We start from the raw sequence: 25,406 nt of genomic DNA, 5'->3' as shown, positions 1-25,406 counted from the left end.
GGCTTGATCGCCTCGGCGAGGTGCTCGGGTTCGCCTTTCGCAGCCAGCGTCGCGGGGTCGACCGAGGCGACCGTGCCACTGCGGACGTCGACCACTCGCACCACGTTCGAGGAGGACAGTACGACCAGGCCATCACCAGCGGGGAGAACGGACACCGGTGGGGAAACGTGTTCGGTGGCACCGTCGACGCGGTTCAGGACGCCGGTCCTCTTGTCGAGGACGAAGGCGTCACCACCCTGCTGGACCACGGTCAGCGCCACGCTCGCGCCGTTGACCGGTACGTGGGTCTTCACCTCGGCGGAGGTGCCGTCCACCAGCGTTGCCTCGCCGGCTCGGCCGGACGTCAACCAGACGGCGCCGGAGTGCATCCGCAGCTGTGAGGGTTCATAACCCGGCCCCACCAGAACCGGGGCGGCAAGTGCGGCGACGGCGGCGAGCGCCACCAGGACGCGTCTCGATTTCATCGATACCGCCCAACTTCCAGGTCTTCCCCGGCCTGTCGCCTGCGCCGCGCGACTGTCCAACGGATCCACAGTGGACGTGGATTCACGGCCGCCAGAAGGCGTGCGGCTGACACGCGCCCCGGGTAGAGCTCGGTGTTCAGCCTGGCCAGCAGCTCCCAGGCGTGGTCGGCGTCTGCCCGGTCGAGGTGCTCCGGCGCGTAGATCGCCGTGGTCGCCAGGTCGGCGGTCGCGGCGACCGGGTCAGCCGTGTCGCCGAGGCTGCCGCGCACGTGCTGCGCCACCTCGTGGAACGTGAGCGAGACCGGTGGTGAGATGCCGCGTTCGGTCAACCGGTCGAGTTGCTCGTGCCACGCGCCGAGCACCCGTGCCGCGTGGTCGGGATCGCGGCGCCGCCGTCCCCGGCGACGGGCCTTGCCGAGCACCACGAGTCCCCCGGCGAGCAGCACGAGCAGAACCACCGACGGCAGCAGCACGAAGGTGCCGTTCAGAACGTTGTTCCAGCGGAATCCCCGCTCGGCCGGCGCGTCGACGGACTGCGACTCCGCCTGTGGTGCGAGCGTCGGCGCGGTGGTCGACGGGGTGGGGTGCGGCGGGACCACGCGCGGTACTTCCGCCGGCGGGTTCGGCGTGTCCGTCTCGCTGGGCGCGCTGGGGTCGTACCCGACCCACCCGTACCCCGCGAAATGCACCTCGGACCACGCGTGGGCGTCGGCGGTGGTGACCCGATAGGCGCCGTCGCTGTAGTTGCGCAGGCGATAGCCGACCGCGACCCTGGCCGGGAAGCCCCACATCCTGGCGATCACCGTGAACGCCGCGGCGTACTGCTCGGCATACCCGCCGCCCTCGCCCTCCGTCGCCAGCGCACGGGCGATGGCGGCGTAGGAATGCCCCGGCGGCTTGTTCATCTGGTAGGACTTGCTTCGCAATTCGTATTCGACGTAGCTGAGCCGATCACGAGGAGGCACGTCGCCGCGGAAGCGCACGGCCGCGTCGGCCATCTCACGCAGGGCGTCCGGAACACCCTCGGGAAGCGGTGGCGACTGGGCCGCCGTCGGGGCGGCCCGCGGCAGTTCCTTGTCCTGCAGATAGATCTCGCCGGTGACGTCGTAGCTGAATCCCGGCGCGGTTGGCCCGGTGCTCACCACCACGCCGGAGTCCGCGTCGAATCCCAAGCGGCCCCTGGTCTCGCCTGGAACGTCCAACCGGGACGGCCAGCCGATGACCGGCAGGTAGGGACCGGAGAGCTCCTGCAGTTCGATGCGCGCGGTGACCTGCTTGCGGCGGACCAGTTCGGGGTCGACGGTGAGGTGGCTCCCCGCGACGCGATAGGTGTCGTTCGCGGTCCACGTGGTGCCGTCGAACGTGTCCAGCGCGGCAGTGCGCACCCTGTCGATCTGCGAGGCCGATTCGGGGGCCGTCCGGACGGTGAACAACGCGCGGGGCGGGGTCTCGGTGAGCTGCTTCTTCAGCTGTGCCAGTGGGGTGAGCGTGTCGGTGTGCAGGACCGGCGGCGCCAGCAGGTCACGCGGATCGAGCCGGTGCTCACCGGACGCCAGCGGCAACACCTGTCCGCCCACCACACCGAGCAACGCGCTGGCAGCGACCATCAACGCCGCGACGACGAGAGCGACGGCCGGCTTGGACGTCTGGCGTTCGACGTGAACCGTGCCGTTGCCGTGGGACCGGTGGGTCCGGATCGCGAGCAGAACCAGTGCCGCGATCAGGAACTCGACGGTGGCGGCGAGATGCCCTCCTGCCTGATTGCCGACGACGAAGAGGGCGAACAGGAATCCCGCCAACGACGGCAGGAGTGGCGCCAGTGCGTTCCGCGTCCGCAGGACCAGCAGGACGGACGAGAACGCCGCCGCCCACGCCACGAGCGTCGGCGCCGCCAGCAGTTCGCCCCACGTCTCGGCCGGAGTGTTCACCGTCAGCAGGCGGTTCCAGCTGCCGCGCACTCCGCCGAGGACGTCGGAAGCCGCGCCGCGGAACACTCCGCAAACCACGAGCAGAGCCAGCCCCGACGCCCCCAGCGCGAGCGTGGCCCACCTCCGCCGGTGTCCCAGGGCGGCCGTGACTCCGCCGGTCAGGCACGCGAGCAGGAGTACGACCAGGTAGTCGTGGGTGGCGAAGAACCGTTGGTACACCAGGGGTCCGGCGGCGGATGCCACCACCGCCAGTGCCACCTCGGCCAGGGGGACGCCCGGTGTGAACCTTCGCCAGTTCATCGCAGCACCAGCCGGTTCCAGTTCGAGGCGAACTGCTCGCTGCCCCGCGCGGCGACGGTGAGCACACCGCGCGGGCGGGCCGGCAGGGTGTTGTCCGGCGAGACCAGCTGGGCGAGGCTGACCGAGAGCAACCTGGGGCGCAACGACATCAGCAACTGCGCCGCCTCGGTGTCCACGCGGCCGGTGACGACGGTCAGCGCCACGCCCTGGGTGCCGGAGACGACGTCCCGCAGGAGGTCCGCGAGCGCGGCGAGGCCGCGATCGGCACCAGAACTTTCCGCTGTGCAAAGGAACTCCAGCGCGGCGCCGCTCGATTCCCGTTGCGCCCCACCGGTGGTGCGCAGCTGCAGCGGCAGCCCGGACCGTTCGGCCGCGACGCAGAACGACGCGGCGACGCGGACCGCCTCCTCGAAGAACTGCGGGCTGGGGTAGGGCGCGGAACCGGTGTCCAGGACGACCAGCTGGCGCGGTTCGTCTGGCACCACCACGTGGCGGGTCATCACCGTGCCGGTGCGAGCCGTCGCGCCCCAGTGAATGTGTCGCCAGTCGTCGCCGGGCTCGTACTCCCGCAGGCTGTGGAATGCCACACCGCCCAGCGGAGCGCTGCTCGTCGTCTGGCCTTCCGCGTCCTGCGGGCCGCCGGACGTGATCGAGGCCAGGATGTGCACGCGCGGGTAGACGTGCACGACCAGTTCGCCCCCGGCCGCGCGGTCGCGGTGCAGCAGCCGCAGCGGGTCCGAGTGGCCGAGCTCCACCGGCGGAATCACGTAGCGCCCGCGCCGCGCCACCGGGAGCGGGTAGCTGACCGTGCAGCTGTGACCCGCGGTCAGCGCGGGCACGGTGACGGTGGTGCGGTGCCCGCCCACCGTCTCGGTGACCAGCAACGGAGGGCTGTCGCGCTTGCCCACGTTCGTCACGGTGAGCGTGCCCTGGGCGGAGCCGCCCTCGAACACGCGTCTCGGCCGGACCTCGCGCACCACCGTCAGCTTGGGCGAGGCGACGAGCCAGGCGGCGGCCAGCAGGAGGGTGGCCGCCGCGGCGAGGCCGAGCGTCACCAGTTCCGGGTAGTCCGTCCAGGCGCCGAGGGCGGCCAGGACCACGGCCGCAGCCGTCATGCAGGCACCGGATCTGGTCAGCACGGCGGTCACCGGTCTGCCGGGACCGGGGCGGCGTCGAGGACGTCCTTGAGGACCGACTCCGGGGTGCGCTGCTGGATCCGGGCTTCCGGGGTGAGCAGCAGGCGGTGGTTGAGGACGGGGATCGCCACGGCTTTCACGTCGTCCGCGGTGACGTACGGGCGTCCGGCGGCGAGAGCATAGGCCTGAGCAGCCGTCACCAGAGCGATGCCGCCTCGAGGCGACACGCCCAGCTCGACGTCCGGGTGGACACGCGTGGCGCGGACCAGACGGGCCACGTACTCGCGCAGGTTGTCGGCCACGCGCTGTTCGCGGACCGCGCGGATCATCAGCCGCAGGTCGTCGAGTTCCATCACGGACTTCAGCTCGTCCGGGCGGCGCCGGGTCACACCGTAGGACAGGATGCTGACCTCGTCGGCCAGGTCCGCCGGGTAGCCGATGCTGATGCGCATCATGAAGCGGTCGAGCTGCGCTTCGGGCAACGCGTAGGTGCCCTGGTGCTCGACGGGGTTCTGGGTCGCGATGCACAGGAACGGGTACGGCACCGCGATCGGGCGGCCGTCCACGGTCACCTGGCCCTCGGCCATGACCTCCAGCAGCGCCGACTGGGTTTTGGGCGAGGCACGGTTGATCTCGTCGCCCAGCAGGATGTTCGTGAAGACCGGGCCCTGGCGGAACTCGAAGCGCGAGCGGCCCTGGTCGTACACCTGCACGCCGGTCACGTCGGACGGCAGCAGGTCGGGGGTGAACTGGATGCGCTTCACCTCGGCGCCCGCGACGGAGCGGGCGATGGCCTTGGCGAGCGACGTCTTCGCGACGCCCGGCACGTCCTCGATCAGCAGGTGGCCCTCGGCGAGCAGGCACACCAGCGCGAGCCTGACCACCTCGGGCTTGCCCCGGATGAAGTCCTCGACGTTCGCGGCCAGCGCCTCGAACCTGCGCTGGAAGATCGCGGCATCGGACACTTCAGTTCCCCCAGAAACTCGTGAACAACTAGTGGATCGGGCTGCGCAACGCCGCGTTGAGCCGCGGGTACACGTCGCGCACCGCCGAATGCTCGCGCTCCCGGCCGAGCAGACGGGCGAGGCGCTTCAGGTCCTGCCGGACGGTAGCCGAGTCGACCAGCTCCGCGGCATCGAGGACCTTCGCCGCCAGCACCGACGCGTGGTCGATGTCTCCGGCGGCGGCGTAGGCGAGGGCGCGGCGGGCACCGAACCGGGCGTGCGTGCGGTGCGCGTTGTCCGGTACCAAAGACAACTGCCGGTCGAACACGTCGGCCGCCTCGCGGGACCGGCCGAGGTCGTGCATGCACCACGCCGCGACCAGGCTGTTCAGGTCCGCGCCGCTGACCGAGGCCGAGCCGATCGTCATGCCGCTCGCGGTGTCGTGCTTGTCGAGCAACGCCGCGGCACGGTCCAGAGCCCGCTGGCAGTTGTCGTAGTCGCAGGCCAGGGCGTGTCCTTGGGCCTCGCGCAACGCGGCCAGGCCCTGCACGCGCGCGGACGTGCCCGGTGCGGCCTGCGCCTGCTGGGCCAGGTCGATCGTGCCCACCGCGTCGTCGCGGTAGAGGGTGATCAGCGCCTGCCTGATGAGCGAGTACGTGGCCAGTTCGGTGTCGCCGGCCGCGGCGCCCATCTCGACGGCGTTGCGGGTCCACCACATCGCGGCCCGGTCGTCGCCCGCCTCCTGGGCCATCCAGCCGGCGTACTCGCTGTAGCGGGCGGCCAGGCCCAGCAGCTCCTCGCGCACAGGCGTCGGCGCGCCGTTGGCCATGCCGCGCAACGTGTGCGTGTGCACGGTCACCATCGGCAGCACCACGGACGGGCTCGTCGTCTGGCCCAGCTGCCTGACCTGCGCGAACAGTGACCGGAACGCCGTCAGCGTGCCGTCGTGCGCCGCCGCCGCCGAAGCGCTGCGGGGAGTCCCCAAGGTCAGTCCCAGCAACGAGGCCGCGCCCGCCGCCATCGCCTCACGCCGAGGCATCGGGACCATCCAGCTCGATCCGTCCGGAGCCATGCTCATCACCCACACTTCGCCGTCGGCCTCGACAGCTGCCGGCGGGCTCGCGGAAGCGGGCTGGTCCACAAGCGAGGCCAGACGTCCACCGGCTCCGAGAACCGCGTCACAGCGCCGGGCCAGATCAACACCTGGTTGTTTCACGCCAGTTTCGATCTTGCCCAGATAGCCCTTGCTGTAGTGGACCTGCTCCGCCAGCGACGCCAGCGACAAGCCCGCCGCGGTCCTCAAGCGCCGCAGCTCCACACCAAAGACATCCGACTGCTCAGCCATGTGGCCCCCAGACCGCGAATCGACCGTCGCAGACTAACGAACCCCCACGTCGAAGGCACAGGCCTGGCGCGTCCGCAAGGCTGACCTCTGGCTGCACGAACACGAGTCTGATCGGCCGTCCTGCCGATTCCCAGGCGTCTCCCGTCGCCTCCTGCGCCAGGAGACGGGAGACCCCTGCCTTTCCGCCTCGCGTGGCGTGATGCTGGTGTCAGCCGGCGGCGATGGTGACACGCCACCGGGCCTGGGGGGGTGGCGGCAGGACTGGGCTGGGGGCCAGGTCCTGCCGCCACAGCAAAACGTGCAGGGGGAGGGAACATGGACAGGGACTGGACGGGCGCGCCCTCCTGAAGGATCAGGCCAGATCGGGCCGGAACGCTCCCTGCAACGCCGTGGTCAGCCAGCCGAAGCGGTAGCCGTGCTGACGTTCCGCGTCGGTCATCGCGGATCTCGCGCTGTTGAGCGACCAGCTCGCCCGGCGCTGCAGGGCCAGCCACTCGCGCACGTGCCGCCCCAGCTCGCTGTCCGGGGCGACCACGACGCGTTCACCGCGGCGGGCAGCGGTCAGTGCCCCGGCCAGGCCGGGCGTGGCGCCCAGACCCAGCTCCGCGACGATCGACTCGGCCTGCCCGAGCGGGTCCGCCTCGCTGCCGGACGGCCGGGTGCGGGCGAACCAGCTGTCGAAGTGCATGCTCGGCAACGGCTCCGTGAGCTGCTCGAACGTCGGCAGGACACCCGTGATCCGAAAGGCCAGCCGCAACGCCTTGGCGACCACCTGCTCGTAGTCGCCCTCGTCGTGGTCGGGGTCGAAGCCGGCAGCGCGCATCAGCGGCAGGAGCCGGTCGCGGTCCGCGCCGCCGCGCATGTCCGGGTAGTTCAGGTTGAAGTGCGTGGTGATCTTGCCGTCGACGGCGTGGTCGAAGCTCGGCGACGCGTAGTCGTGCCGCAGCAGCGCGAACGCCTCCGTGCCCCGCGACAGCGCGTCGACGAGGTGCACGAGCTCGAAGCTGTTGGGCTGCAGCAGCACCGTCCACTCGCCCAGTGACAGCGCGGACACGACCGTCGGGTAGCTGTGCTCGAACTCGTGCAGGTCCCTGATGTCCTCCGGCGTGCGCTCCGCCAGCGTGTCCGAGTGCCCGCCGATGCGGTGCATGGCGTCGATCGGCTCGACGCCACGCACGAACGCGATCGCGAAGATCTCGCTCAGGAACGGCTGGTGGTGGTACGAGTCCGCCCAGGACAGGTCAATCCGCATGTGTTTCCCCCAGATGCAGTCCGGGGGAAAACCTTACTGCTGCGGCGCGAGGACGATCTCGAACTCGGTGCGCGTCCAGGGCTTGTCGCCGGGCTGCTCGGCGAACTTCTTGACGAGCGACTCCTTGACGCCGAACACCGCGTCGCCGATCTCCAGCTGCGGATCACCCTCGACGAAGATGTGCGTGACGAGCGTGCGGAAACCGGCCGCGGACACCATGAAGTGCAGGTGTGCGGCACGCATGGGGGAGCGGTCGGCAGCCCTGAGCAGCGCGCCCACCGGGCCGTCGTGCGGGATCGGGTACGCGGTCGGCGTCACGCCCCAGAACGAGAAGCTGCCGTCGGGCTCGGAGAACAGGTGCCCGCGGCCCGCGATCCGGTCGTCGTCGTACTGCACGTCGTAGAAGCCGTCCTCGTCGGCTTCCCACACCTCGATCCTGGCGCCCGGCACCGGGTTCCCGTCGGTGTCGCGCACGGATCCCTCGACGAGACAACGGGTTCCGGACGCGCCCGCCGCGATGTCACCGCCGTTGCCGATCAGCGGGGACTCCTCCACGAAGAAGGGGCCGAACACCGTGGCTTCGGTGGCGTTCCCGTACGCCTCGTTGTTCACCGCGATGGTCTGCATCGAGGCGCCGAGCACGTCCGACAGCAGAATGAACTCCTGCCGCTTGTCGTCGGTGATGTGCCCGGTGGCGGTCAGGAACTCGATGGCCTTCGCCCACTCCTGCTCGGTCAGCCGGACCTCGCGGATGAACGCGTGCAGATGCTTCGTCAACGCCTGCAGCAGTTCCCTGGTCCGCGGGTCCGGGGTGCGGGCGAACGAGGCGACGACCTCGTCGGTCAGCTTCTGCTCGATGTCCTGCTGGGTGGTCACGCTCGGCTCCACTCACTCGGGTTGCGGCCCGCCGAGGCAGCGGCGAGCAGTGCGGTCAGGTCGTCCTCGGTGACCGGCCGCGGGTTGGACGGGGGGACGGACGGCAGGATCAACCGGGCGGCCTCGCGGACGTCCGGCACGCCGTGCAGCACGTGCGAGGCGCCGATCTCCCCGTAGAGGGAGATCAGCGAGGTTCCCAACGCCTCCGTGATCCGGCCGGCCTGTGGTGCGGCAGGAGCGTTGAACGCCAGCACGTACGGCAGGATCGCCGTGTGCGTCTGGGCGTGCGGGAGGTTGTACGCGCCGCCCAGGACGTGGCAGATCTTGTGGTGCAGCCCGGATCCCGCGGACGCGAACGCCACGGCGGACAGGTAAGCGCCGTAAAGCGTCTGCTCCCGGCCCTCCGGACTGCCGATCTTGCGCAAGCCGCTGCCCAACGCGCGGATGCCTTCCACCGCAAGCGCTTGGTTGATCGGGTCTGCGCGCGGAGCCCACATCGAGTCGACGCAGTGGGCCAGCGCGTTGCACCCGGAGGCGATCGCGAGCTCATCAGGCAGTGACGCGGTGAGGGCCGCGTCGTAGATGACGGTGACCGGCAGGACGCGGTCGTCACTGCCGGTGGTCTTGCGCGAGGCCTCGGTCAGACCCCACACGTTGGTCGCCTCCGAACCCGCATAGGTCGTGGGCACGGCGATGATCGGCAACCCGCTGGTCAACGCGACAGCCTTGGCCAGCCCGGTCGTGGACCCTCCGCCGACACTCACCAGCAGATCGGCGTCCGCGGCCTGCTCACGAGCGCGCTCAGCGTTCTCCACCGGCACGTGCGGAGCCACGTCCGTGCACCGGATCGCTACCTGGATCTTCGACGCGACGTCCGGCGCGGTCTCCTCGGCGATCAGCATGACCCGTTGCGCGCCAAGGCGTTCGACCTCGTCCGCGAGGTTCGACGCCGCGAGCCCGGTGCCGAACCGCACCCGCTGGCCCAAAGTGACGTGTTCCCAGCTCATGCGCTCTCCTCCCGGCTGAGAACCGCGGTCAGCACGGACATCAACGAAGCCTCCGGATCAGCAGGCAAAGACCCCACCCGCCAGGCAATGTGCTTGTCCGGACGAACGAGCACGGCACCATCTTCGTCCACACCGGACAGTCGCGACCAGTCGAAGTAGAGGTCCGTGACCTCGCGCCCAGGCCCGATGACGACCGTCCGCACCGGCACGCCGAGCCGGTCGGCCGCCTTCTGCGCCGCATCGGTCCACGCCTCGCCGTTGACGCCCGTCAGCAGCGTGAACTGCCCGTACGGCACCAGATCGTGCGTGGAGAGCTTGCGCCTGCTGTCCCCGACCCACGCGTGGGGCAACCGGACTCCGGGGAACGTCGACGGCTCGTAGTACAGCTCAGGATCGCGGGAGGGCTCAGGCGCGACCGAGCCGTCCGGGACAACCGCGCTCGACGAGTACGACTGACCCATCTCCACGCCGTGCGCGTTGAACTCGTAGTTCTTCAGCTCCATGGCTTCCCGGACGGCAGCGCGTTTCGCGGCACCGGCGAGACCGGTGTCCTTGCGCTCCTCGATCCGCGCGTGCATCTGCTCGGCGGACTCGGCCGCGTCGAGACCCAAAGCCTCGAACAACGCCCCGAACTCACGCGCGGACTTGTTGGCCCGCAACACGATTTGCCGCGCCACGGGTGCCCGCTCCGCGGTGTAGCTCTCCAGCAGTTCGGAGCCTGCCTGCCCGTTCAGCACCAACGCGAGCTTCCAGGCCAGGTTGTAGGAGTCCTGGATCGACGTGTTGGACCCGAGCCCGTTCGACGGCGGGTGCTTGTGCACCGCGTCCCCTGCGCAGAACACCCGGCCGCGCTGCAACGACGTCGCGTACTGCTCGTTGTTGCCCCACAAGGAGATCCCGGTGATCTCCGCGTCCAGCGCTGGCTCACCGACCAGGTTGCGGACGATCTGCAGGGCGTCCTCGGAGGTCACCTCGGGCACACCCTGCGCGAGGTCGAAGCCCCACACGATCAGCCACTCGTTCCACGGCCGCACCATCCGCACGAGCCCGGCGCCGATGCCACCGACGTTCGCGCCGGGCTGGATCACCCAGTACAGCACCGAAGGCCGGTGCCGGCACAGCTCCGCGAGGTCGGCCTTGAACGTGATGTTCATGGACCCGGCGACGTCCATCTGCCCTTCGTACGGCAGATCGAGGTCGGCCGCCACCGCGGACCGCGCCCCGTCCGCGCCGATGAGGTACTTCGCCCGGATCGTGTACTCGGAGCCCGTGAGCCGGTTCAGCACCCGCACGGTCACCCCGTCCGCGTCCTGCGTGTGCCCCAGGTACTCGGTGCTGAACTGGGTCTGCGTGCCGCGCGCGGTGGCGTTGCGGACCAGGATCGGCTCCAGGTACGTCTGCGGGATGTCGCAGTTGTGCGACGGCGACGCCAGCTCGTGGTCGGCGTGCCGGGCGGGATGGGTGCCCCAGGTGAGGATCCGGCCGATCTCCTCACCGGCGATCGCGGTGCAGAACACCGTGTCGCCGATCAGGTGGTGCGGCGTCGCGTCGGCCAGCACCTGGTCCTCGATGCCGACGTCGCGGAAGATCTCCATCGTGCGCTGGTTGGTGATGTGCGCACGGGGCGTGTTGGCCGTCCACCGGTACTTGGTGATCATGATGTTCGGGACGCCCAGAGTGGACAGGAAGAGCGCGGCGGAGGCGCCGGCCGGACCCGATCCCACGATCAGCACGTCGGTCTCGACCGCGGTGTGCGTCGGTGGGGCGGTCTCGGCGAGGCCGTCGTGGAAGGTCACCATGCCGGAAACGGTGCCGCGTCCCGAGGTCGGTGAACGCTCAACTTTCAGACGTGGCGGAAACAGGCAAAAACTCTCGACGGTCCTGGCGAGGGGTCACTCCGAACCGCGCCTTGTACGTGCGCGAGAAGTGCGCCTGCGAGACGAACCCGTTGCGTGCCGCGACCTCGGCCAACGAGATGGGCTCGCCGAGCACGGCCCGCGCGGCATCGAGCCTGGCGTTCAGCACAGCCTGCGGCACGCTCTGCCCGGAGTTCGAGAACAGTCGTGAGAGGTGCCGCTCGGAATACCCGATGGCGGCGGCGATCCGGCCCGCGGACAGGTCCTGGTCGGCCAGATGAGCGGCGATGAACGCGTGCGCGGCGGCCAGATCCGCGGCGGCCGAGCACCCGCCGCCGAGCAACGTGCCGAGCAGGTCCGTGGCAACGCTCTCCAGCCCGTCCCAGTCGGCCGGCCCGCCGCGCAACGCCCCGGACAGCGCCGTCACCAGCGCCCGCGCGTGCGCGTCGTGCTGGAAGCTGAACACCTGCGGCTTCACGGTTCCCGGCCTGATCTCGCGCAGCAACGACCGCGGCGCCTTCAACACCAACTCGGTGAGGCCGTGTGCGAAGGTCCGCCGGAACGGCTGGTCCCCGTCCACCACGAGCGCCTGGCCGGGAACGATCAGCGAGGTCCCGCCGCGATGCGAGAACTGGTTCTCACCGGACAGCGAGAAGTAGACGACCACCCCGTCGGCCGGGTGCAGGGCGATCTGCCGGACGTCCCGGTCGACGGCGTGCGGGGTGCCGGCCACCCGCGCCACCTGCAGGCGCGGCAGCGTCAGGTTGACCTCGGTGCCGTCGAACGAACCGAACGGCTCGGCGCGCAGGCCCACCAGAGCGCGGGCGTTGTGCTCCTCCCACCCGGTCAGCCTGCGCGAGCTCGGGAGGTCAAGCGTGCGGAACCTGGTCAGGCCGTGCACAGCTGCCATCCCACCAAGATAACCCCAGCTCAAACGCGGGCGATGAACTTGATCTCGATGAGCTGCTCGGCCAGCGCGAGCCCAGGCGTGCCCACCAGAGTGCTGGCCACCTGCGGATCCGGCCTTCCGTACGCCTCCTTGCGCACCGGCCCGGCCGCGGCGAACGCCGCCGGGATGTCGAGCACGTACAGGACCTCCTCCACGACGTCGTCCAAAGAAGCACCGAACCGCGACAGCAGCTCCGCGGCGTTCACGTACGTCTGCCGCATTTGCGCCTCCATCGCGGAGAAGTCCGTGACACGGCCGTCCACGACCGGAGCCGGCGCCACGAAGTCGGCACCGGAGTGCGACAGCTGCCCGGAGAGGTAGATGGTGTCGCCGTGCTTGACGGCCTGCATGTAGCCGTACGTCTCTTCCCAAGGCACACCGAAGTTCTGAGTTTCCATGAGATCAAGCGTCGCGAAACCGCCCACTGCACGACACCAGCGACGGTGCCGGAAACCGCAAGGATCGTGACAACGGGCGTACTGTCCGAAAGATGCTGTCCGTCGCGATCCTGGCGCTGCCGAACGTGATCCCGCTCGACCTCAGCATCCCGGCGCACGTGCTCGGCACGCAGGACGGCTACGACGTCAGCGTCTGCACCGAGGACCTCACGGGGCTGAAGCGAGCGGACATCGTCGTCGTGCCCGGCTACGAGGACCCGGAACAGCCACCAGGAGACGAGTACCTCGACGCCCTGCGCGAGGCAGCCGATCGCGGCGCGCGAATGGTGGCCATTTGTACCGGCACCTTTGCCCTCGCGGCCACAGGTCTGCTCGACGGCCGCGACGCCACGACGCACTGGAGGTACCTCGACAGCCTGCGCGCGCTGCACCCGTTGGTGAAGGTGCACGAGAACAGGCTGTTCGTCGAGGACGGAAACCTCCTCACGTCCGCGGGCGCGGGGGCCGGCATCGACGCGTGCCTGCACCTGATCCGCACCGACTTCGGCGTGGTGGCGGCACATGAGGCGGGCAAGGACGTCGTCGCCTCACCAGCGAGGGACGGCGCGCAACCGCAGTACGTCGACGTGCTGAGCCCGGTCCGCGCGGATCTCTCGCCGATCCGCGAGTGGGTCATGGCGCACCTCGGCGACGCGATCACCGTGGACGCCATGGCCGAACGCAGCCACCTCGGCCGCCGCACGTTCATCCGCCACTTCGAACGCGAGACCGGCCTGTCGCCGATGCGCTGGGTGATGCTGCAACGGATCCTGAGCGCACGCCGGCTGCTGGAGACTTCGGACTGGTCAGTGGACCGAATCGCCGCCGCCACCGGCTTCGGCACCGGATCGAACTTCCGCTCGGTGTTCCGGCGCGAGGTCGGCACCACCCCGACGGCGTACCGCAAGGTGAATTCGGCGAATAGCGATTGGTAACGGAAAGCAACCGTCGGTTGCACTCCGTTTCCTCTTAGAATACTTCACCTGGAATGTCAAGCCGCTGCAATAACCACTGCGTTTGTGGTGTGTTGCCGCAGAAAGCCCAGCCGGGCTTGCTCTGCCCGCAAGACGTATCGGTGACCGTTCTACCTGCGAGAGCGTGTTCACGCACCACAACACGGGTTCATCTCAAGGAGCCGAATCCGGCGAGAGGGGGTGTTGCGACGGGTGGGTGACTGAGTAGTCTCTACGCGCCCCCAAGATCATCGCCGGTTGATCGTGTTGATCACGCGATGCTATCTTTCCGTCGCCAATTCGGGTGCTCGTGGAGCGTTGTGAAGCTGAAGAACGTGCCTGAGACGAATTACAAGACAATTCGTTCCCGGCTCACTGGTGTCGTGGTGGTTCCCAGCGTCGTCCTGCTCGCCATGTGGGCGCTGTTCTCCTCCTACACGGTGTTCGAGGGGCTGTATCTCCAGCTCGTCGCGTCGGGCGTGAAGGACGCGTCGATTCCGGCGGTGCAGACGTTCGCGTCGCTGCAGAAGGAACGCGAGCTGAGCATGACGAGCCTGAGCCGGCCCGGCTCGAGCACGTCGGCGTTGCTCAAGCAGCAGCAGTCGACCGACGCGGACGTCGGCAAGATGAAGACCGCGTTCGCCGAGCTCGCCTCCAAGGCGCCGCAGGAGATCGTCGACGGGATCGGCAAGCTCAACGGACTGCTGGACCAGCTGCCGGACGTGCGGGAGCGGCTCGAGTCGGGCGCCGCCTCCAAGGACGAGGTCTACCGCTACTACAACAGCCTGCTCGACTCCGGCGCCGCGCTGTTCACGACGCAGGCCCGGATCGTGCCCGACGCCGAGACCGTCGGTGCCGCGCTGCTCGCTCCCCAGTCGTTCCAAGCGGTCGACGCGATGTCGCGGTCCGGTTCGCTCGCCGCCGCCGCGTTGTCGGTCGGCAAGTTCACGCCGGAGGAGCACCGGGAGTTCGTCCAGCTCGTCGGCGCGTACCGGTCGCAGCTGGCCGCGATGGAGCCCTACGTCCTGCCGAACGTGCGCGACCACTACAAGCAGATCACCGCGAGCGCGCAGTGGCAGCAGCTGGCCGGCTTGGAGAACAAGCTGCTCCAGACCGCGGAACGCCCGATCGGCAACCAGGTCACCCTCGCCGACTACGAGACCGCCAGCCGTGCCGTGTCGACCGAGCTGACCTCGATGGTGGAGCAGCAGTCGATCGGCGCGGTCAACGTCGCGATGGCCAACGGTGAGAGCAAGTTCACCACCGTGCTGATCGGCAGCCTGATCGCGCTCGTCGCGGTGATCGTCGGGATCTTCCTCGCGGTCCGCATCTCCAGCCGCCTGGTCAACAAGGCGTTGATCGTCCGGCTGACCTCGCTGAAGAGCGACTCGCTCAAGCTCGCGCACGAGAAGCTGCCGGACATCGTCGAGCGGTTGCGCGAGGGCAAGCACATCGACATCGACGCCGAGGTGCCGCCGCTGGACTACGGCAACGACGAGATCGGCCAGGTGGCCGACGCGTTCAACGCCGCCCAGTACACCGCCGTCGCCGCGGCGGTGAAGGAGTCGCAGACCCGCGAAGGCGTGAACCGGGTCTTCCTCGACATCGCGCGCCGCAACCAGGGTCTGGTGCACCGCCAGCTGAAGATCCTGGACAAGCTGGAGCGCGAGGAGGAGAACCCCGACCACCTCGACGCGTTCTTCCAGCTCGACCACCTGGCGACGCGCGCCCGCCGCAACGCCGAGAACCTGATCATCCTGACCGGTGAGCAGCCGGGCCGGCAGTGGCGCAAACCCGTGCGGATGCTGGACGTCGTGCGCGCGGCCGTCGCGGAGACCGAGCAGTACGCGCGGGTCAAGGTGAACCCGGTGCCGGAGGTGGCACTCGCCGGTGCCGCCGTCGCCGACGTGATCCACCTGATCGCCGAGCTGGTCGACAACGCGACGTCGTTCTCGTCGCCGCGCTCGCAGGTCGAGGTGCACAGCAGCGAGGTGCCGCAGGGTCTCGTGATCGAGATCGAGGACCACGGTCTCGGCATCAAGCCCGAGGACCGCGAGCAGCACAACAAGATGCTGACCGCGCCGCCGGACTTCGAGGCCATGCGCCTGCGCGGCGAGTCCCGGCTCGGCCTGTTCGTCGTCGCCCGGCTGGCGGCCCGGCGCGGCATCCACGTCGAGCTGCGCGACTGCCCGTCCGGCGGCACGATCGCGCTGGTGCTCGTCCCGGCCGACCTGATCGTCGGCGAGGCGGGGGTGGCCGATCCCGCGGACTCCCCGCAGATGGTGCCGAAGCCGACGTTCCGGCAGCAGTCGCTCGCGCAGGCCGCGCTTCCGGTGGCCGAGGACGTCGTGCTCGACGCGCGGCCCACCAACGAGCTCAACGAGTTCTGGGCAGGGGGAGTGGACCAGGGCTCCCGCCCAAAAGTCTTCGCAGAGGACAAGGACCTCGACAGCGGGAGCATCGTCGGCGTGCTGCCGCCGCAGGACCACCAGGCGGGCCTGTGGCCGGCCGACGACGCCCCCGAAAACGCCAGGGACGGTGACGACTCGCGCCAGGACAACCGGCCGGAGCTGCCCCGGCGCCGCAAGCAGCAGCACCTCGTGCCGCAGCTGGCCAACGACGACCACCGGCCCGACCTCGACTTCGCCGAGGCGCACACCGAGGAACGGGCCGAACGCACCCGCGACGGCATGTCGGCCTTCCAGCAGGGCACCCGAGACGCCCGCCAGGCCGACGACGCCGTCGAACCGTGATGACTCCAACGACTGAAAGGGCTCTTTCCGTGGACGACGACCTGACCGGCGGGCATCCCGAGCTCAACTGGCTGCTCGACGACCTCGTCGCCAGAGTGGTCGGTGCCAGGCACGCGGTGGTGCTCTCCGCGGACGGTCTGCTGCTCGCTCGCTCTCCCGAGCTGTCCAAGGACGACTCCGACCACCTCTCCGCGATGGCGTCGGCGTTCCAGTCCCTGGCCCGCGGCACGGGGCGGCACTTCGGCGGCGGCCAGGTCCGGCAGACCATCGTGGAGATGGAGCGCGCGCACCTCTTCGTGACCGCCGCGGGGCAGGGCGCCTGCCTCGCCGTCGTCGGTGACGAGGAAGCGGACATGGGCATGATCGCCTACGAGATGAACATGCTCGTGAAGCGCGTCGGCGCCTACCTCTCGTCGGCACCGCGCACACTCGCGTCGCCTCGCGTGCCGGGGCTCTCGTGAGTCCCCGGTCGTCGGACTGGTGGTACGACGAGGCCGCCGGTCCGCTCGTCCGTCCCTACGCGTTGGTGAGCGGTCGCACCCGGCCGACGTGGGGCCGGCTGAACCTCGCGACCCAGGTGCGGGCGATCCGCAGCTCCTCCGACACCAGCGCGCTCTCCGTCGAGCACCTGGAAATCCTGAAGATGTGCCGCAAACCGCTGTCCGTGGCGGAAGTCGCCGCCTACCTGCACGCGCCGCTCGTGGTGGCGAAGGTGTTGCTGAGCGACCTGATCCAACGTGGTGACGTGATCACCAGCGACGCCTCACGGATGGCGGTCGCGCCGGACCGGAACCTACTCCAGAAGGTGCTTGATGGCGTCCGTGCAATCTGAGGAACTGACCGTTCCCTCGTCGGTCAAGATCGTGGTGGCGGGTGGGTTCGGCGTCGGCAAGACGACGCTGGTCGGCGCGGTCAGCGAGATCACGCCGTTGCGGACCGAGGAGCTGCTCACCGAGGCGGGCACGCAGATCGACGACCTGGCCGGCGTCGAGGGCAAGACCACGACGACGGTGGCGCTCGACTTCGGCCGCATCACGATCAACCCCGAGGTCGTGCTGTACCTGTTCGGCACGCCGGGCCAGGACCGGTTCTGGTTCATGTGGGACGAGCTGTCGTACGGGGCGATCGGCGCCGTCGTGCTGGTCGACACGCGCCGGCTCGACGGCGGGTTCGGGGCGATCGACTTCTTCGAGCGGCGCGGGATCCCGTTCGTGATCGCGGTGAACTGCTTCGAGGGCAGCCACTCCTACACCGAGGACGAGCTGCGGGCCGCGCTGGACGTCGCCGGCACCGTGCCGATGGTGTTGTGCGACGCCCGTGACCGCGAGTCGTGCAAGGTGGTGCTGGCCCGCGTGATCGAGCATGCGATGAGCAAGCTCGATCCCGCGATGGCCTGAACTACTTCACTTTTTCGAGTTTGCAACGGAACGGCCGCAGCATGACGGGTGCCTCGGTGAGTCGATAACCGGGCACCCGTTCGGGGTTCTTGGCGATTCCCGCGAGCGTCTCGGCCACGTACTCCAGGTGGCTGCGGGTGTAGACGCGGCGCGGGATCGCCAGGCGCACCAGCTCGAACGGGGCGGGCGAGAGCAGCTCACCCTCCTCGGTGATCTCGCCGAGGTAGAGCGAACCCAGTTCGGCACAACGGATTCCGCCCGCGAGGTACAGCTCCGACGCGAGCGAGTGGCCGGGGAAGTGGTGCGCCGGGATGTGCGGGAACAGCCTGCCCGCGTTGAGGTACACCGCGTGCACGCCGGTCGGCCGCACACTGTCCACTCCGGCCTCTCGCGCGCAGTCGGCCAGATATTCAGTCGCCGCAGCCCTTTCGCGGAGGTAGAGGGGTTCGGTCACCTCGATCATGCCCTGGGCGCACATGTCGAGGTCGCGGCCGCTCAGCCCGCCGTAGGTGCGGAACCCCTCGGTGGCCATCAGCATCAGCTCGCACTGCTTGGCGAGTGCGGGGTCGTTGACCGCGAGCATCCCGCCGATGTGGGCGATGCCGTCCTTCTTCAGGCTCGCAACGCATCCGTCGGCGAGCCGGAACGCCTTCTTCGCCACCTCGCGCGGAGTGTGTTCGCGGTACTTCTCCTCCCGTTGCGTGACGAGCCAGGCGTTCTCGGCCCACCGCGCCGCGTCCAGGATGAACGGCACGCCGTGCTTGCGGCACAGCTTGCTCGCCTTCTTGATGTTCGACATCGACACCGGCTGCCCGCCGCCGCCGTTGTTGGTGATCGTCATGAGCACCAGGCCGACGTCCTCCGGGCCGCTCAGGGCTTTTTCGAGGGCGACGAGATCGATGTTGCCCTTGAACGGCGCGTCGCTGTCGAGATCCTTCGCCTCGGGGCAGGGGAGGTCGCGCACGACGCCGCCCGCGATCTCCACGTTCGCGCGGGTGGTGTCGAAGTGCGTGTTGCTGATGGAGAGCTGGCCGGGCTTCAGCAACGCGCCGAACAGGATCCGTTCCGCGGCACGGCCTTGGTGCACAGGGAGGATGTGCTCGTAGCCGGTGAGGTCCTCGGCCACGTCGCGGAACCGCGCCCAGGACCGGGAGCCCGCATAGGTTTCGTCGCCGCGCATGCCCGCGGCTTGTTGTTCGGCGGACAGCGCGCCGGTGCCGGAGTCGCTCAGCAGGTCGATCGTGATGTCGTCCGCGGTGAGGTTGAACTGGTTGTAGCCGCCCTCGGCGTAGCGGCGCTCCCGGTACTCGCGGGTGGTGATGGGGATCGGCTCGACGACCTTGATGCGGTACGGCTCCACGGACTTGCCTTTCTCAAAGCGACATTGCTGTTGTTCGTGCGGGTGTTACGTCATAGGCCTCGGAGGACAGGTAGACCGTGACTCCGGGACGCGGGCGGCCCAGTCGCAGCGAGACGTGGGCGATCAGGCCGACGCCGTCCGCGAGCGGTCTGCGGACCATGCTCGCGAGCGCCATGACGAACGGGGCGGTGTCGAGCCCGCATCTCGCCATGATCGCGAGAACGCGCTCACACGCCTCCAGGTCGTCCCGCACGTAGTCGCGGACCGGGATGTAGAGCGAGTAGCCGCTCGGCCGGTCCGTGTCGCCGGACATGAAGGTGTAGCTGGACATCAGCGGGCGGCCGGTGAACGGCCCGGTGCCGCCGCAGGCCAGTGCGACGACGTCGGAGAGGAGCTTCTGGTCGATGTCCGGGGTGGCCGCGGCCGCGACGACCACGTCCGGAATCTCGGCGGCCTCGTGCGCCACGTAGGTCTTCACCCGCGCCTGTTCCTCGTCGGTCAGGTCGAGCGCGAAGAACGAGAACCGGTCCCGGCCGGGGCGTCGCAGAGCGTGACCGGTCACCGTGTCGTAAGCCGCGCCGAGACCGAGCCTCGTGAGTGCCTCGCGCACCACGGAGGTCGCGCTCTCACGACCGCGCACCTCCGGGTTGAGGTAGACCTTGATCGTGGGTGCCACGTCCGGCTGGACGATCAGCGAGTACCAGAACGCGAACGCCCCCTGCGGGTTCTCGGGGAGGAACAGGTCGCGCACCTCGTCGAGCCGACGGACGTCGAGCTGGTGCCGGACGGCCAGCTGTTCGAGCACGCCGAGCGCCGCGCCGACGTTGGCCCGCAGGTCGGGCTCCTCCTGCTCGGCGAGCGACTCGACGATCATGCGGACCGAGGGCGGTTCGTGCTGGGCCAGGGCCACCGAGAATTCGACCGGGGTGTGGTCGTCGGCGACGTGGGAGGGCCAATGCGGAACTGCCGAGAGCGGTCGCTCACTGCCAGGTCCCAGCGCCTCAGCCAGCAGTTTCATCGCTCTTTCCGCCGAATCCGCTAATCCGACGGCACGCAGCAGTATCTGCAGTTGTGCAACTGCGAAATCGCGTATTGAGACGGCGGGCACGCTCAAGACGGGGCTCTCCTGATCGGCCGGGGAATCAGGGCGGGGTGCAATCCGATCGGGGTGGAATCGCGAGGTGAATTCTCTCAACCGCCTACATGCCCTGGTCAAGAGCCAGAGGGGTTGCGTGCGGCACTCTGCGCTGTGATGAGGATTGCACTGCACGGCCTATTGACGAAGTGCGTATTCCCTGATGACCCCGGCATTCCGGGAGTGTGAATGGTGACATGCAGTGGTGAATTGCTTTGACCGCTGTACATGTGCTATGCAGGGTCGCTTGGATTCGAATGAATGGCGTCTGTGTCGCTAATCGTTTCGCGCTAACGCACTCGAAATTCGATCAGTCGCGCTACATGTTTCCCGGTCGCGGTCCCGGCGCTCCGTCCTATCATTTGGGGTCGAACCAGACCGGTCCGGGATGCATCGCAAATATATGAGAAAAACTCGCTAACGTTCGGTCGCGACGGGCGACCAGTGGGTGTACATGATCCACTCACTAGGAGCACCAATGCGTTTCCCTGCTGCGGTGGCGGCTGCCCTCGTGCTGGCCGCACTGCCCTTACCGGCGGCCCAGGCCGCCGGGTGCGTCTGGACCGCGTCCGGAATGCCCACTCACCCGCACGTCCGCAACGAGCGCGTCACGGGGATCTCCCCGGACGGCTCGATCTCCGTCGGTCACGCCATCAACGTCGACTTCAACGTGCTGAACGGCATCCTCTGGTTCGGCACCACGCCGTCCGCGATGGCGGAGGTGCTCTCCGGTCCAGGTGTCGACAACGTGCCGTTCGACGTGACCGACTCCGGTGTCGTCGCCGGCTACGCCTACGACAACAACACCGACACGTCAGCGGCGTATCGCTACCACGTCCAGGACGGCACCTACGAGTGGTTGCAGGCGCCCCACCACAACGGCGCGGCGAGCTACATCAACGAGCGCGGCGATGTCGCCGGCTGGCTCCACGAGGGCAATGACGGTGTGACCGTGGTCTGGCCGGCCGGCTCGACGCAGCCGGTGGTGATCGGGCCGGGGACGCCCGTCGGGCTCGACGAAGCCGGGCGCGTCGTCACGACCAAGGGCCAGATCTGGTCCCCGGACGGCAAATCCGTGCGGATCAAGGACACCAGGGGTGCGCGCCCCTGGGCCTTCGCGGGCGATCACGTGGTCGGCTCCGTCGGCGGCGACCTCATCGAATGGAACCTCCAGGGCAAGGTCACCCGCGTCATCGACGGTGGCGCGGGGTCGATCGAGGCCGTGAACGCGACCGGTCTGATCGTCGCGTCGCACGAGATCGGCGACGGTCACCCGAACTGGGCGATCTGGGACGAGAACGGGCCGCAGGACCTCCGCGGCGCCTACATCGCGGGCATCACCGACTCCGGCGTCGCGTACGGGGAGAACGGCTCGGGCGGGGCGACCTTCCGCTGCGTCTGATTCTGCGGAAAGTGCTGCCCGGCCTGAGGTTTCGCCCAGGCCGGGCAGTTCCCGGTGGTGTACGGCGCGCTCCGGTCTGTTGACGGTTCGTCGTCACCCGTGGCACCATCCTTCTCGTGATCTACTGACACCCACACCGGCACGCGACTGCGGCCCGCGCTTGTGCTGAGCGCTGAGTGCCCGGCGTGTCTCTCCGTTTCCGATCTTCCTTCGGCGGATGGGTGCCTCTTGTCGAACATTCCCTTTTTGCATGCCCAAAATCTGGTGAAGTCCTACGGCTCGATCCGTGTGCTGGACGGGGTTTCCCTGACGGGATCGCCTGGTCAGCGCATCGGGCTGGTGGGTGAGAACGGTGCCGGCAAGTCGGCGTTGCTGCGGATGCTCGCGGGCGTCGAGGAACCGGACGACGGTGTCGTGGCACGGCCCGCGGACTGCGGTTTCCTTTGGCAGGAACTACCTTTCTCGGCTGACGCGTCGGTTCAGGACGTGCTGGACGACGCGCTGGCCGAGATCCGCGCGGTCTCCGCGCGGCTCGACTCGCTGGCGTCCTCTTTGGAGGATCCGGCCGCGCTGGCCGAGTACGGCGACCTGCTGGAGTGGGCGCAGGACCACGACCTGTGGGACGCGGACCGCCGGGCGGAGCTGGTGCTGGCCGGACTCGGTCTATCCGATGTGGACACCTCGCGCCGGCTGGACACGTTGTCCGGCGGGCAGCGGTCGCGGATCGGATTGGCGGCGCTGCTGATCCGGCAGCCGCGGGCGATGCTCCTCGACGAGCCGACGAACCACCTCGACGACGAGGCGGTGTCGTTCCTGGAGGGGCAGCTGAGCGGGTTGCCAGGAACTGTGGTCGTGGCGTCGCACGACCGCGTGTTCCTGGACGAGGTGTGCACGGACATCGTGGACCTCGATCCGGCGCGTGGTGGCGTGACGCGGTACGGCGGCACCTACACGGATTACCTTGAGGCGAAACGACTTGAGCTCGTCCGGTGGGAGCAGCGGTACGCGCAGGAACAGGACGAGCTCCAGTTGCTGCGCGTCTCCGTCGAGGTGACGGCGCACCAGGTCAACCACCAGCGCGCGATCAAGGACAACAACAAGGTCGGCTACGACCGGCACGGCGGCCGGGTGCAGAAGCAGATCTCGCGGCGGGTGCGCAACGCGCAGCAGCGGCTGGACGAGCTGACCCGCGACCAGGTCCGCCGTCCTCCGGCGCCACTGCGGTTCACCGGTGCGATGACCGGTGTGAGCGCGGCAAAGCTCGCGTTGTCGTTGCGGGACGTGCGGTTGGGCGGCCGGCTCGACATCGGCCGGCTCGACGTCTCGACGTCGTCGCGGCTGATGATCACCGGTCCGAACGGGGCCGGCAAGTCGACTCTGCTGCGGATCCTGGCCGGCGCGCTCACACCGGACGCCGGTGACGTGCACCGGGTGCAGGGCGTGCGGGTCGGGTTGCTGGAGCAGGACGTGGTCTTCCCGGACCTGTCCCGATCGGCACGGCAGCTGTACGCGCAGGTGGCCTCCTCGGTTTCCTTGGCACAGCTGGGGTTGCTGGCCTCCCGGGACCTCGACCGGCCGGTGGGGGAGCTGTCGGTCGGGCAGCGGCGCCGGGTGGCGCTGGCGTTGCTGATCGCGCGGCCGCCGGACGTGCTGCTGCTCGACGAGCCGACGAACCACCTGTCGCTGAGCCTCGCCGCGGAGCTGGAGGACGCACTGAAGGCGGCACCTGGCGCCGTGGTCATCGCGTCGCACGACCGCTGGCTGCGGCGCAACTGGGAGGGCCCGTCGCTGGCTCTGTCCGCCGGTCGCGTCGCCTGAAACCTCTGACATCTGAAAGGGGGCTTCCTTGTCAGGTCAGCTCATTCTTCGGTCGGTCAGCAAGTCCTTTGCTCACCACCGCGTGCTCGATGCCGTCTCGCTGACGGTCAGGCCGGGCGAAAAACTCGGCGTAGTAGGAGAAAACGGGTCCGGCAAGTCGACTCTGCTGCGGCTGATCGCCGGGCAGGAGACGCCGGACGACGGCTCGGTCACCGTCATCGCCGATGGTGGGGTCGGGCATCTCGGGCAGGTGCTCGGGCTGCCGGACTCCGCTTCGGTCGGTGCCGCGATCGATGCCGCCCTGGTCGAGATTCGGTTGCTGGAACAGCAGATCGCGGACACGGCGGTGCGGCTCGGTAACGCCACTTCGGCTGAGTTGGCTGGGTACGGGGAGTTGCTCACCGCGTTCGAGCTGCGGGACGGCTACTCCGCCGACGCTCGGGTGCGGGCCGCCATGTCCGCGCTGGGCATCGGCGACCTCGGTCTGGATCGCGAGCTCGGCACGTTGTCCGGTGGGCAGCGGGCCAGGCTGGCGCTGGCCGGGGTGCTGTCCGCCGAGCCGGAGCTGCTGCTGCTCGACGAGCCCACCAACCACCTCGACCAGCAGGCACTGTCTTGGCTGGAGGACCGGTTGCGGGCCCATCGGGGCACGCTCGTGGTGGTGACGCACGACCGGCTGCTGCTGGAGTCCGTGGCCACCGCGATCGTCGAGGTCGATGGTGACCGGCAGTCTCTTTCCCGCTACGGCAACGGTTATGCGGGTTACCTCGCGGAGAAGCGGGCGGCTCGGCAGCGCTGGGAACAGGCGTACGCGGAGTGGGTTGCCGACATCGCGCACTGGACGGAGTGGCGCGGGACGACTGCCTACAACGTGGCGCCGGGGCGGGCGATCAAGGACCACAACAAGTGCAAGTACAACGGGGACGGGCGGCGCGTGCAGGCGTCGATCTCCACTCGGGTGCGCAGTGCTTCCGAGAGGCTGGAGCGGTTGCGGGCCGATCCCGTGCCCCGGCCGCCGGATCCGCTGCATCTGAACGCTCCACTCGGTGCCGGTGTGCGTGAGGGAGCGGTCCTCGAACTCAGGGAGGCCTGCGTTGGTCAACGACTGCGGGTGGACTCGCTCGTTGTCGAAGTGGGGCAACGGTTGCTCGTGACCGGTCCGAACGGCGCGGGCAAGTCGACGTTGCTCGACGTGCTGGCGGGCGTGCTCGTGCCGGATCGCGGCACCCTCGCCCAGCACGGCGCGGTCGGGTACCTGCCGCAGGAGACCGCGGTGCGGCACCCTCGCCGCACGGTGCTGGCCGAGTTCGCCCGCGGTCTACCGGGAGCTCCGGAGGACCACGCATCGCGGCTGGCGTCGTTGGGACTGTTGCGGGAGAACGACTTCGCCACCCCGGTCGGGGCGTTGTCGATCGGGCAACGGCGCAGGCTCGCACTCGCCCGGCTGCTGCGGCAGGAGTGGGACGTGCTGCTGCTCGACGAGCCCGCGAACCACCTGTCGCCCGCTCTGGTGGAGGAACTGGAGGCCGCGCTCGCCGGCTACCGCGGTGCCGTGGTCGTGGTGTCGCACGACCGGTTGCTGCGGGAGCGGTGGCAGGGCGGCGAGCTGGAGCTGGCTCAGGGCCGGGTGCTCGTGCCGGCCTGAAGATATCGTTCCGACTCGCGGTGATCACCGCTGAACATTTGGGGGATGAAATGCAACTGGTGACTGAGACCGAAGAACGCACGACCCGGACGCCCGCCGGTCTGATGGCCGGTCTCGCCGCGCCCAGCCAGGGCAGCGCGCAGATCAGCACGTGGCGCGTCGAGATGGCCGAGGACGTCGACTCTCCGCTGCACCTGATCGACGCCGACCAGATCTGGATGCCGATCTCGGGCACCTGGGAGTTCACCGTCGGCGACGAGACCGTGCGGGCCACGACGGGCCAAACCGTTGTCCTGGAAGCGAACGAGCCCAGGCGGTTCCGCGCTGTCGGTGGTCCGGCGCAGGCGCTCGTGGCGATGCCGGCGAGCGGCCAGGCCGGTGCTCCCGGCAGCGACGCCCGGCAGAGCCTGCCCTGGGCTGACGAACACCGTGATGGCGGCGATGGGTGC

Annotated in this window: 22 protein-coding genes; 9 read left to right on the top strand and 13 right to left on the bottom strand. The window is 69.2% G+C overall.

Annotation, left to right across the window (positions count from 1 at the left end):
• The 11 genes from ABZX92_RS34695 to ABZX92_RS34645 form a co-directional block, all read right to left on the bottom strand.
• Positions 1-464: hypothetical protein (locus ABZX92_RS34695; protein ID WP_355568964.1), on the bottom strand; the 464-nt coding region annotated here is incomplete at its 3' end.
• Positions 461-2,692, bottom strand: coding sequence for a DUF3488 and transglutaminase-like domain-containing protein (locus ABZX92_RS34690; protein ID WP_355568961.1), 2,232 nt, complete (start codon positions 2,690-2,692; stop codon positions 461-463). The genes ABZX92_RS34695 and ABZX92_RS34690, both read right to left, overlap by 4 nt.
• Positions 2,689-3,807: a DUF58 domain-containing protein gene (locus tag ABZX92_RS34685; RefSeq protein ID WP_355568958.1), complete on the bottom strand. Its 1,119-nt coding sequence runs from the start codon at positions 3,805-3,807 to the stop codon at positions 2,689-2,691. Before ABZX92_RS34685 ends, ABZX92_RS34690 begins: the two co-directional genes overlap by 4 nt.
• A 29-nt stretch (positions 3,808-3,836) precedes the next feature.
• Entirely contained in the window at positions 3,837-4,793 is a 957-nt protein-coding gene (locus ABZX92_RS34680) for a MoxR family ATPase (RefSeq protein ID WP_355568955.1), read from the bottom strand.
• Positions 4,794-4,821: 28 nt separating this feature from the next.
• Positions 4,822-6,117 (bottom strand): helix-turn-helix transcriptional regulator, encoded by a 1,296-nt coding sequence (locus tag ABZX92_RS34675; RefSeq protein ID WP_355568952.1) that lies wholly within the window; start codon positions 6,115-6,117, stop codon positions 4,822-4,824.
• 352 nt (positions 6,118-6,469) lie between these two features.
• Positions 6,470-7,369, bottom strand: a complete 900-nt coding sequence (locus ABZX92_RS34670; RefSeq protein ID WP_355568950.1) for a DUF6461 domain-containing protein — start codon at positions 7,367-7,369, stop codon at positions 6,470-6,472.
• 33 nt (positions 7,370-7,402) lie between these two features.
• Positions 7,403-8,245, bottom strand: a complete 843-nt coding sequence (locus tag ABZX92_RS34665) for a dioxygenase (protein ID WP_355568947.1) — start codon at positions 8,243-8,245, stop codon at positions 7,403-7,405.
• The gene (locus ABZX92_RS34660; protein ID WP_355568944.1) at positions 8,242-9,252 is read right to left on the bottom strand and encodes a maleylacetate reductase; all 1,011 of its coding nucleotides are present in this window, start codon (positions 9,250-9,252) and stop codon (positions 8,242-8,244) included. The genes ABZX92_RS34665 and ABZX92_RS34660 overlap by 4 nt, the downstream gene beginning before the upstream one ends.
• Positions 9,249-11,051 carry an FAD-dependent monooxygenase gene (locus ABZX92_RS34655; RefSeq protein WP_355568941.1) on the bottom strand — a complete coding sequence of 601 codons (1,803 nt, stop codon included), beginning with the start codon at positions 11,049-11,051 and terminating at the stop codon, positions 9,249-9,251. Before ABZX92_RS34655 ends, ABZX92_RS34660 begins: the two co-directional genes overlap by 4 nt.
• 37 nt (positions 11,052-11,088) lie before the next feature.
• Complete coding sequence (locus tag ABZX92_RS34650) at positions 11,089-12,018, bottom strand: AraC family transcriptional regulator (protein ID WP_355568939.1); 930 nt, start codon at positions 12,016-12,018, stop codon at positions 11,089-11,091.
• Between the two features lie 20 nt (positions 12,019-12,038).
• Positions 12,039-12,455, bottom strand: a complete 417-nt coding sequence (locus tag ABZX92_RS34645) for a Rid family hydrolase (protein WP_355568937.1) — start codon at positions 12,453-12,455, stop codon at positions 12,039-12,041.
• Between the two features lie 92 nt (positions 12,456-12,547).
• Between ABZX92_RS34645 and ABZX92_RS34640 the strand changes: the two genes are divergently transcribed.
• The 5 genes from ABZX92_RS34640 (at position 12,548) to ABZX92_RS34620 (ending at position 17,597) form a co-directional block, all read left to right on the top strand.
• The gene (locus tag ABZX92_RS34640) at positions 12,548-13,429 is read left to right on the top strand and encodes a helix-turn-helix domain-containing protein (RefSeq protein WP_355568934.1); all 882 of its coding nucleotides are present in this window, start codon (positions 12,548-12,550) and stop codon (positions 13,427-13,429) included.
• Between the two features lie 401 nt (positions 13,430-13,830).
• The gene (locus tag ABZX92_RS34635) at positions 13,831-16,200 is read left to right on the top strand and encodes a nitrate- and nitrite sensing domain-containing protein (protein ID WP_355568931.1); all 2,370 of its coding nucleotides are present in this window, start codon (positions 13,831-13,833) and stop codon (positions 16,198-16,200) included.
• 29 nt (positions 16,201-16,229) lie between these two features.
• Positions 16,230-16,661 carry a roadblock/LC7 domain-containing protein gene (locus ABZX92_RS34630; RefSeq protein WP_231114693.1) on the top strand — a complete coding sequence of 144 codons (432 nt, stop codon included), beginning with the start codon at positions 16,230-16,232 and terminating at the stop codon, positions 16,659-16,661.
• Positions 16,658-17,032: a DUF742 domain-containing protein gene (locus ABZX92_RS34625; protein ID WP_355568929.1), complete on the top strand. Its 375-nt coding sequence runs from the start codon at positions 16,658-16,660 to the stop codon at positions 17,030-17,032. Before ABZX92_RS34630 ends, ABZX92_RS34625 begins: the two co-directional genes overlap by 4 nt.
• Entirely contained in the window at positions 17,013-17,597 is a 585-nt protein-coding gene (locus ABZX92_RS34620; RefSeq protein ID WP_355568926.1) for an ATP/GTP-binding protein, read from the top strand. Before ABZX92_RS34625 ends, ABZX92_RS34620 begins: the two co-directional genes overlap by 20 nt.
• Position 17,598: 1 nt before the next feature.
• Here ABZX92_RS34620 and ABZX92_RS34615 read toward each other — a convergent pair whose 3' ends face one another.
• Together ABZX92_RS34615 and ABZX92_RS34610 are read right to left on the bottom strand one after the other, a co-directional pair.
• Positions 17,599-18,957: a tryptophanase gene (locus ABZX92_RS34615; RefSeq protein WP_355568923.1), complete on the bottom strand. Its 1,359-nt coding sequence runs from the start codon at positions 18,955-18,957 to the stop codon at positions 17,599-17,601.
• Between the two features lie 13 nt (positions 18,958-18,970).
• Positions 18,971-19,975, bottom strand: coding sequence for a tryptophan dimethylallyltransferase family protein (locus ABZX92_RS34610; RefSeq protein WP_355568920.1), 1,005 nt, complete (start codon positions 19,973-19,975; stop codon positions 18,971-18,973).
• A 595-nt stretch (positions 19,976-20,570) separates the two neighbouring features.
• Between ABZX92_RS34610 and ABZX92_RS34605 the strand changes: the two genes are divergently transcribed.
• From ABZX92_RS34605 to ABZX92_RS34590, 4 genes are all read left to right on the top strand, one after another.
• The gene (locus tag ABZX92_RS34605) at positions 20,571-21,494 is read left to right on the top strand and encodes a hypothetical protein (RefSeq protein WP_355568917.1); all 924 of its coding nucleotides are present in this window, start codon (positions 20,571-20,573) and stop codon (positions 21,492-21,494) included.
• 228 nt (positions 21,495-21,722) lie between these two features.
• Entirely contained in the window at positions 21,723-23,312 is a 1,590-nt protein-coding gene (locus ABZX92_RS34600) for an ABC-F family ATP-binding cassette domain-containing protein (RefSeq protein WP_355568915.1), read from the top strand.
• A gap of 28 nt (positions 23,313-23,340) precedes the next feature.
• A complete protein-coding gene (locus ABZX92_RS34595) occupies positions 23,341-24,957 on the top strand; it encodes an ABC-F family ATP-binding cassette domain-containing protein (protein ID WP_355568912.1) in 1,617 nt (538 codons plus the stop codon).
• Positions 24,958-25,016: 59 nt separating this feature from the next.
• Positions 25,017-25,406, top strand: a 390-nt coding sequence (locus ABZX92_RS34590; RefSeq protein ID WP_355568909.1) for a cupin domain-containing protein, incomplete at its 3' end; no start/stop codon positions are given.

Source organism: Lentzea sp. NPDC006480, from assembly GCF_040611995.1.
GTDB lineage: Bacteria > Actinomycetota > Actinomycetes > Mycobacteriales > Pseudonocardiaceae > Lentzea.
Note: the sequence above shows the minus strand (reverse complement) of the source record. Positions and strands in the feature narration are given on the sequence as shown.